The 8309-nt window shown below is 71.6% G+C and carries 7 protein-coding genes; 2 read left to right on the top strand and 5 right to left on the bottom strand.

All coding sequences use genetic code 11. The features are described from left to right. Positions 1-1394: purine-cytosine permease family protein (locus KDL01_RS36460; protein ID WP_212533272.1), on the top strand; the 1394-nt coding region annotated here is incomplete at its 5' end. A gap of 18 nt (positions 1395-1412) precedes the next feature. Here KDL01_RS36460 and KDL01_RS36455 read toward each other — a convergent pair. The 5 genes from KDL01_RS36455 to KDL01_RS36435 all read right to left on the bottom strand — a co-directional run bounded on the left by KDL01_RS36455 (position 1413) and on the right by KDL01_RS36435 (position 7665). Further along, positions 1413-2087 (bottom strand): hypothetical protein, encoded by a 675-nt coding sequence (locus KDL01_RS36455; RefSeq protein WP_212533271.1) that lies wholly within the window; start codon positions 2085-2087, stop codon positions 1413-1415. Between the two features lie 130 nt (positions 2088-2217). Then, the gene (locus KDL01_RS36450; RefSeq protein ID WP_212533270.1) at positions 2218-4257 is read right to left on the bottom strand and encodes an ArnT family glycosyltransferase; all 2040 of its coding nucleotides are present in this window, start codon (positions 4255-4257) and stop codon (positions 2218-2220) included. A gap of 152 nt (positions 4258-4409) precedes the next feature. Continuing rightward, positions 4410-5093, bottom strand: coding sequence for a class F sortase (locus KDL01_RS36445; RefSeq protein ID WP_212533269.1), 684 nt, complete (start codon positions 5091-5093; stop codon positions 4410-4412). Between the two features lie 164 nt (positions 5094-5257). Beyond that, positions 5258-5749 carry a hypothetical protein gene (locus tag KDL01_RS36440; RefSeq protein WP_212533268.1) on the bottom strand — a complete coding sequence of 164 codons (492 nt, stop codon included), beginning with the start codon at positions 5747-5749 and terminating at the stop codon, positions 5258-5260. A gap of 281 nt (positions 5750-6030) precedes the next feature. Beyond that, entirely contained in the window at positions 6031-7665 is a 1635-nt protein-coding gene (locus KDL01_RS36435) for an FAD-dependent oxidoreductase (protein WP_212533267.1), read from the bottom strand. A gap of 261 nt (positions 7666-7926) precedes the next feature. Between KDL01_RS36435 and KDL01_RS36430 the strand changes: the two genes are divergently transcribed. Then, on the top strand, positions 7927-8309 hold a 383-nt coding region (locus tag KDL01_RS36430; protein WP_438802012.1), incomplete at its 3' end, for an antibiotic biosynthesis monooxygenase family protein.

Here is an 8309-nt window from a genome sequence, read left to right as displayed (position 1 = left end):
CCGCCGTTCCGGCCGAAGCCGAACCGGCGTACGGAACCAAGGTCTTCGCCGTCGAGGCGGCCGGCTCTGAGGCCATCCCCGAGGCCGAACGCCACGGCAGGCCGCTGCATCTGCTGTGGACCTGGATCTCCCCGAACATGGAGTTCGCCACCGTCTTCATCGGCGTGCTCGCCGTCGCGGTCTTCGGCCTCAGCTTCGGGCAGGCGCTGTCCGCCCTGCTGCTCGGCACCGGCCTGGCCTCGCTCTGCCTGGGCCTGCTCAGCAAGGACGGCCCGCTGCACGGCCTGCCGCAGATGGCTCTGAGCCGCCTGGCCTTCGGGCACCTCGGCAACCGCGTCCCGGCGGCCGTGAACACCCTCACCGCCGGCCTCGGCTGGTTCGCGGTCAACAGCGTCAGCGCCGCGCTCGCCGTCAACACCCTGTTCGGACTGCCGAAGATCCCCAGCCTGCTCATCGTGGGCGCGGTGCAGATCCTCGTCGGCTTCCTCGGCCACAACCTCATCCACCGGGTGGAACGCTTCGCCGTGCCGGTCCTGATCGCCGTGTTCCTGACCGCCACGGTGATCACCCTCGGCAAGGCCCACCTCGGCGCGGCCGGCCACGGCGGGGGCACCGGCGGATTCCTGCTGACCGCGGGCGCCGCGTTCGGCTACGCGGGCGGCTGGACGCCGTTCGCCGCCGACTACACCCGTTACCTTCCCTCGACCAGCCCGAAGTGGCAGACCGGCCTGTGGCCGGCCGTCGGCAACTTCTGCTCCAACGCGGTCCTGCTCGCCGCCGGCGCCGCGTCCGCCACCATCGCCACCGACCCGAACGCCTCCCCCACCGCCGCGTTCACCGGCCTGCTGCCCCACCTCGTCGCCGACCTGACCCTGGCCGCGATCATCCTGGGCGGGATCTGCGCCAACGCCCTGAACATCTACTCCGCGGCGGTCTCCTTCACCACCCTCGGGATCAGGCTCCCGGTGCGCTCGCTGCGCGCCTGGGCGGTCGTCGTCTTCGGAGTCCTCGGCACCTCGGTCGCCCTCACCGGACTGCAGGACTCCGGCACCCGCTACGAGAACTTCCTGCTGATCATCAGCTACTGGATCGGCCCGTGGATCGCCGTCTACTTCACCGAGCGCTTCCTCACCCGCCGCGACGACGTCCGCGGCCGTCTCACCGACCCGCGCTACACCAACTGGTCGGGCGTGCTCTCCTTCCTCATCGGCGCGGTCGTGTCGATATGGCTGTTCAGCAACCAGAGCTACTACACCGGCCCGATCGCCAAGGCACATCCCGCGATCGGCGACATCACCTCCGCGGTCGGCTTCACTCTCGCAGTCCTCTGCCACCTCACCCTGCGCCGCATCCCCGCACTCGGACCCTCCCCCGACGCGAGCGCCGGCCGGTGAGTCGCGCGCGGACGCGGCTCAGGACTTGCCGGCGGCGTTCTGCAGGCAGGTCTCGAGGGCGGTCCTGGCCACGGAAACACCGCTCTGCACCTTGTCGGCCTGCTGCGTGGCCTGGGCGAGATCGGCCTTGCGGGCGGGGATGGTGACGAAGAGCGGGTAGACCGCCCTCATGTCGCCCGCCCCTTGGGTCAGGAGCCTCATGACGAAGATCGAGCCCTGGTCCGAGCCCGCCTTGGCATCCTCGATCAGTTTCCGGGCCGCGACGGTCAGGCTCTGCGCGGCGGCGCTCGGATCGCCGGCGGACGTGGCCGAGCCGCTGTAGACGGCCTTGAGGTAGAGCGACTTGTACGTCCGCACGGCCTGGCCGAGGTTCAGCTGCGCCCGCAGGGAGCCCTTCGTCCAGGGCAGGGCGAGGATGCCCTCGCGGATGGACGTGTCCGCGGCCTGGAGGATCTTCGCCGAGTAGTCGGCGCCCTTGAGCGCCTGCTGCGCCGCGGTCAGCCCGTCCTGTGCGGACTGGACCGCGTCGTCGGCCCTGAAGGAGGCCAGCAGTTTCGCATCGCACGGGCCGGCCGTGGCCGCGTGGGCCACCGCGACCGGGCCGCGCGTGCCCGCGTGCGCCAGCGCGGCCGGGCCGGCCACGGACAACAGCGCCACCGCCGCAACGGCGCACCCGAATCCACGCATGTTCATCGCCACCAGGCCTCCTCGAAGATCAGTGAGTCGGCCGTCAGTTTTTCAGCCCGCGCCGGCCGCGCCGGGATTAGACACACGATCGCACTCTGAGATCACCCGGTCGGCACAGCACATGGCGTATATCAAACTACGTTTCCGTGTGGCGCGGTGCGGCGCAGTCGTAGAGCACCTGGGACACCGAGCCGGCCGGCCCGCCGTAGTCGCTGGACGGTACCGCCCGGCAGGCGCGGCGCACCCAGGCGTCGACCGCCTTCACGGTCGGGCCGCCGCCGACGTTGCCGAACAGGAAGCCCATGTTGAAGGTGCCCGGGAGGTCGAGCAGGACGTAGGCGAGGCGCTTTTCGCGCACGTCGGCCTGCAGGCGCGCGAGGGTGGGGGCGGGGGCCATGCCGCTGAATCCGCCCATCGGCAGTACCGCGGCGCCGGCGCCGTCGATGTAGGGCTGCGCCGTGAGCCAGTTGTCCGTCGCGAGGGCGTAGGCGGTGTGTGCGTGTGCGTCGACGTAGGCGAGCAGCTCCCACTGTGCGGTGTCCAGCTGGGTGTCCTGGGTCAAGGAGCTCGCACCGCTCGGCGCGGGGGCGGCCTGCCGCGCGGTCGGGGCGCCGCCGCCCGCCGTGAATCCGAAGCGGACGGGGCCCGCGATCGCGTCGAGGGCGTTGCCGCCGTAGGCGGGGTCGAGCGTGGCGGCCGCCCAGGCGAGGGGCGTGACCAGCATGGCCGCGGCGCCGAGGATCGCGGCCAGGCGCATCGGGCCGCCCGAGGGGGCGGTGGAGTGGCGCAGGGCGGCGATCACCACGAGCACCAGCGAGAGCACGGCCAGCGCGATCACGACGGGGGTGAGCCAGGGCAGGAAGTTCGCATACTGGCGCGCGAGGTACGCGGTCCACAGCGCTTCGGCGAGGACCGCGACCGGAAGCAGCCAGGTCCTCCAGTACAGGGCCAAGCCGGCTGCGGACAGTGCGCAGATCGGCGGCGCGAGCAGCGCGAGGTAGGCGGTGTGCGGGACCGCCATCGCGCTCAGCACGAGGATGCCGGTCACGAACCACAGGCCCCAGAACACGAACCCGCCGCGCACCGCGTCGGTGCGCGCGGCTCGGCGGGTGAACCACAGTCCGGCGCCGAGCGCGATCAGCGCGAGCGGGTAGAGCCAGCCGATCTCGGGCGCGAACTCGGCGCCGAAGAGCTTGCCCCAGCCGTCGGCGCCGAACGACTGCGTCTGCGCCGGGGCCGGGGCCGAGGAGACGCCGAGCTGCCGCAGCGCGGCGTGCAGGTTGGCCCCGCTCGCCGTGCCCAGCGCGCCGGGCACGTGGATCCCGAGCCGGGACAGTCCGTTGTAGCCGAAGACCATCGAGAAGGCGTTGTCGTTGCTGGTTCCGTCGATGTACGGCCGATCGGACGCGGGCGTGAGGGTGTAGAGCAGGATCCAGGACAGCGAGGTCAGGACCATGACGAGTCCGGCGATCGCCGTGTGCGCCACGCGCCGCAGACCCGGCAGCGGCGCCGTGGCCAGGTAGCCGACGGCGAGCGCGGGCACGATGACCCAGGCCTCGAGCATCTTGGCCTGGAAGCCCACGCCGACCCAGACTCCGGCGAACACCAGGGAGCGGAGCCTGCCGCGCGTCACCGCGTACTGATACCGGTCCGCGGCGAGCACCAGGCACAGCGTCAGCGCGCCGTCCTCCATCGAGTGCTCGAACATGGACGCGACCACGGGCGTGAACGCGAGCAGCAGCATGCCGAGCAGGGCGGCGTCGCGGCTGCCGGTCCAGCGCCGCACCGCGCTGTGGAACACGAGCGCGGCGGCGACGCCCTCGAGCATCTGCGGCAGCGCGAGCGCCCACGCGTGGAAGCCGAAGACGCGCGCGGACAGGGCCTGCGGCACGAACGAGCCGGCGAGCTTGTCCATGGTCAGCGTCGAGCGCGGGTCCAGCGACCCGAAGAGCATGGCCTTCCAGCTCATGGACATGCTCCGGACGGCCATCGAATAGAACGGCGGGTATCCGGCGGCGGAGAGGTTCCAGGCGTAGAGCGCCGCGGTGAGCGCGCAGAGCGCGAGCAGCGCCACGGCGCGCCACCGCCGCGCGAGCGCGCCCGCCGCCGGGCGGTCACCCGCCTCGGTGTCCGGGTCCGGACCGGCGCCAGGTACCGTGCTGGTCGTAGTCGTCACCCGTCCATCCTGGCCGAAGCGGGATGGCACACCCCTGATCTCGCGGCGCGGTGCGCGTGTACGGCCACGAATCCACCTGCGTGGCGGAGATTGCGCCTATCAGCGGACGGGACGATAGTCGGCCCGCGGCCGAGGCTCCGCGAGGGGCCGCGTCAGCGGAAATTGCGCGGGGCCGTGGGCGTGTGTTGCGCCGTCATGTGCGCGTAGACGATCGTGTTGCCGAGGTACTCGTGCGTCTTCTGGTCGAAGTCGCCGCCGCAGGTGATCAGGCGTAGCCCGGGGTACGGCGTGGCCGCGTACACCTGGTCGGTCGGGAAGGCCGACTTGAGCGCGTCCTGGACCTCGTCGACCGTGAACACGGCCACGCTGTGGTCCGAGCGCGTGACGTCGATCTCCATGCCGGGCTTGGCCAGGCCGAGGTAGAAGAACGCGCCGCGGTAGTCCGACATCTTCGACGAGTCCACGTGCGCGTCGATGATCGAGGAGCCCATCTGGCCCGGCGTCGGGCTGCCGTTGTACCAGGCGGCCACCTTCGCGTCGCTGAGCGAGGGCGTGCCGATGGTGTCGTCCGGGTTGACGCCGACGGTGATCACGTCGGCGTGTACGTTCACCGCGGGCATGTCGATGTGCGTCGGGACCGAGTAGGGCAGCGTCAAGGTGTGCGCGGTGGGTCTGGTGATCGGCAGCAGCTTGCCCAGGACGGGCGCCGCGGGCTGCGGCGGCCCGGACGCGGCGCTCGCGTGGCCGAGTTTGAACATCGCCGCGACGGCGAGGACCACCATGGCCGCGTACAGCAACTTGTTGCTTCCACGGGTGCCTTCGGCGGTGCGCGCCATCGAGAACTCCCAGCCTGAGTCGTGTCGTTCGGGTCCTGCGTCGCGGATGCGGCGGTGTGCGAGCCCGGTCGGCGGGCGCGCCCCGGCACGGCGTGACCGTGCCCGGGCGCGAGCCGTCGAACGAGGCGGGGTGGCGGGCACCGGGGTGGCCGCGTGGGGACGACCTAGCGGTCGGCCTTGGCCTTGCGGCGCGAGGCGACCATGCCGACGGCCACCGCTCCACCGAGCAGCACCAGGCCGGTGGTGTTGGCGGAGCCGCCGAGCAGGGACGCGCCGTCACCGGTGCGGGCCGCGCCCTTGGGCGAGACGACCAGGGTCTGGAAGTCCGCGGAGGACTTGCCGCTCGCACAGGTGACCGAAACGCCGTACGAGCCGGGGGTGTCCGTCGCGAAGCCCTTGCCGGCCAGTCCGTGGAAGCTTCCGCCGCGGGTCAGCGTGATGGCTCCCTTGAAGCCGTCGGACTTGGCGATCGCAGACGAGTCGGTGCTCGGGCAGAACGACTTGGTGAAGCCGTCGGTGATCCAGACGTAGCTGCCCGGGGCGACGGGCGGCGGGTTGGTGCCGCTGCCGCTGCCGTAGTCGGCGAAGGCGGGGCCCGCGGCGGCGACCAGCGCACCGGTCGCGATGGTCAGTGCGGCGATTCGGGAAGCCAGCATGATGACGCAGTTCCTCTTTCTCTAGAGCCTGCCCGCGCGGCGCTCCGCGCGGCCGAGGTGAGTCGAGGAGCTGTTTCCCGACCGATCTGACGAATCATCAGATACTGAGCTGAATGACTGAGCGAATCCTGAGATGTTCACTCACCCGGGTGCCCGGCGCCCATTCGGACGGCGCAGAGGCCGCCCCCTGGCCGTGTCTTCATGACGGCCGGGTGCCGCCGTGGCCTGCGCGAGGCGGTCACGGCGGCACCCGGCCGGTGGAGCGCAGTCGGTGAAGAGCGTCAGCGAAGGCTGAGAACCGTGTCCAGCACCTGCGCCAGGACGCCGTCGGGATCGGCCGTGGCGGACTCGGACCGCCAGGCCACGAAGCCGTCCGGGCGCACCAGGACGGCGCCGTCGTCGGCCACGCCGTGCAGCCGGGCCCAGTCGGCGTCCTCGGCGTCGGGGGCGAGCTCGTCGTCCGCGCCGCGGCCCACCCGGTAGCACTCGAGCGGCAGGCCGGTCTCCTCCGCCAGGCGCCGGCCGGCCGAGTACCACGCGCCCCCGTCGGGGCCGACCAGCAGGACCGGGTACTTGGCGTACAGGTCCAGAGTCGACATCCGCTCGCCCTGCCGCTGCTTGAGCCACATGTGCGGCGCGCGTTTGCCCGGCTCGGCACTGGGCCGGAACTCCTGCGGGACGGCCTCGGCGTCCGCGGGGGCGCCGCAGACGGCGCCCGCGGTGTAGCGGTAGCCGAGCACCATCGCCATCATGCCGGGCCGCCGGCCGGTTCCCGGGCTGACGTCGTACCCCGGGTGCTGGTGCTCGGCCGAGCGGGCCGACGCGCGCTCGGCGGTCGCCAGGGCCACCGGCCTGCGCTCGGCCTCGTAGGTCTCCAGCAGCGCCGGTCCCGCCCATCCCTCCAGCACCGCGGCGAGCTTCCAGGCGAGGTTGTGGGCGTCCTGGATACCGGTGTTGGAACCGAAGGCCCCGGTCGGGGACATCTCGTGGGCGGAGTCTCCGGCCAGGAAGACCCGGTCGGAGCCGTAGCGCTCGGCGATCCGCTCCGCCGCGTGCCAGGGCGCCTTGCCGGTGACGTGGACCTCCAGATCCGGTGCGCCGGTGGCGGTGCGGATCAGCGCGGTGCACCGCTCGTCGGTGAAGTCCTCCAGCGTCTCGCCGTCGCCGGGCCGCCACGGGGCGTGGAAGACCCAGTGCTCCTGGTTGTCGACCGGCAGCAGCGCCCCGGAGCTCTCGGGGTTCGTCAGATAGCAGACGATGAAGCGCCGGTCGCCCACGACGTCGGCGAGCTCCTTGGCCCGGAAGGTGATGCTGACGTTGTGGAACAGGTCGCCCTGGCCGGTGTGCCCGATGCCGAGCTGCTCCCGGACCGGGCTGCGCGGCCCGTCGGCGGCGACCAGGTAGTCGGCCCTGACCGTGTGCGCCACGCCGGTCTCGCGGTTCCTGACGAGAGCGCTCACCCCCTCCTCGTCCTGCTCGAAGGAGACCAGTTCGGTCCCGAAGCGGATGTCCGCGCCGAGCTCGAGGGCGGCGTCCAGCAACACCGGCTCCAGGTCGTTCTGGCTGCACAGGCACCAGCCCGAGGGACTCAGCCGGGACAGCTCGCCGCCCGGGTCGATCTGGCGGAAGAGCCACTCCTGGTCGTCTCCGGTCAGCGAGCCGGCCTGCAGGATGCCGTGGTTGTCCGCGAGAACTGACGCGGCCTCACGGATCAGGTGCTCGACGCCGGCGTTGCGGTAGAGCTCCATCGTGCGCACGTTGTTGCCGCGCCCGCGCGGGTGGTGCGAGGTCCCGGCGTGCCGCTCCACCAGGAGATGGTCGATGCCGAGCCGGCCGAGGAACAGCGAGGTGGACAGCCCCACCAGGGAACCGCCCACGATCAGGACGGGTACGCGGTCTTCTTCCGTTGACGCCATGGGCTCTCTCCCAGCAGTACGGGGTGCGGCGCCCGCGCTTCCCGATGCCCGAGGCCGCAGACGCGGGTCTGCGCCTGCACCCTGCATTCCCCGCAGAACCCTGCTTGAGCGGATCCTCACTCGCTTGGCTCACGCAACGCGCATCTCTCATCGCGTCAGGTGAACATCGAGGTCAGATGATCATTTCGCCGAACCCGACGGCGATCCCACCTCCGGCCGCCCGACCGCCGCTCTGAGAGGAAGAAAACGACCTTGTCGACCGTGTACGACGCACAGACTCTTACCCCTGGAGCAGCGACCTCCCGACTCCGGGTCGTGCTCCTCCTCGACGTCCTGGACGGGCACGAGCAGAAGTTCCTGGCCGCCTACGACCAGATCCGGCTCCAGGTGGCCGATGTGCAGGGCCATATCAGCGACCAGCTCTGCCAGTCGCTCGGCAACGGATCCCAGTGGCTGATCACCAGTGAGTGGGACAGCGCCGAGCCCTTCCTGCAGTGGGTCGAGAGCGACGAGCACCGCGCCGTGGTCGAACCGCTGCACGTGTGTGTGAGCGAGACCCGCTCCCTGCGGTTCCTGATCGCCCGGGAGACCCCCGAGCCCGGAGCGGCCGCGGCGCGCAACGCGGTCCCCGCCCCCACCGCGGC

The organism is Actinospica durhamensis (genome assembly GCF_018139695.1).
Taxonomy (GTDB): Bacteria; Actinomycetota; Actinomycetes; order Streptomycetales; family Catenulisporaceae; genus Actinospica; species Actinospica durhamensis.
This window is presented reverse-complemented; position numbering and strand designations above follow the sequence as displayed.

Excerpts from the sequence above, each read along its gene's own strand:
- KDL01_RS36455 (WP_212533271.1), bottom strand. The coding sequence starts at position 2,087 with ATGAACATGCGTGGATTCGGGTGCGCCGTTGCGGCGGTGGCGCTGTTG.
- KDL01_RS36445 (WP_212533269.1), bottom strand. The coding sequence starts at position 5,093 with ATGGCGCGCACCGCCGAAGGCACCCGTGGAAGCAACAAGTTGCTGTAC.
- KDL01_RS36440 (WP_212533268.1), bottom strand. The coding sequence starts at position 5,749 with ATGCTGGCTTCCCGAATCGCCGCACTGACCATCGCGACCGGTGCGCTG.
- KDL01_RS36435 (WP_212533267.1), bottom strand. The coding sequence starts at position 7,665 with ATGGCGTCAACGGAAGAAGACCGCGTACCCGTCCTGATCGTGGGCGGT.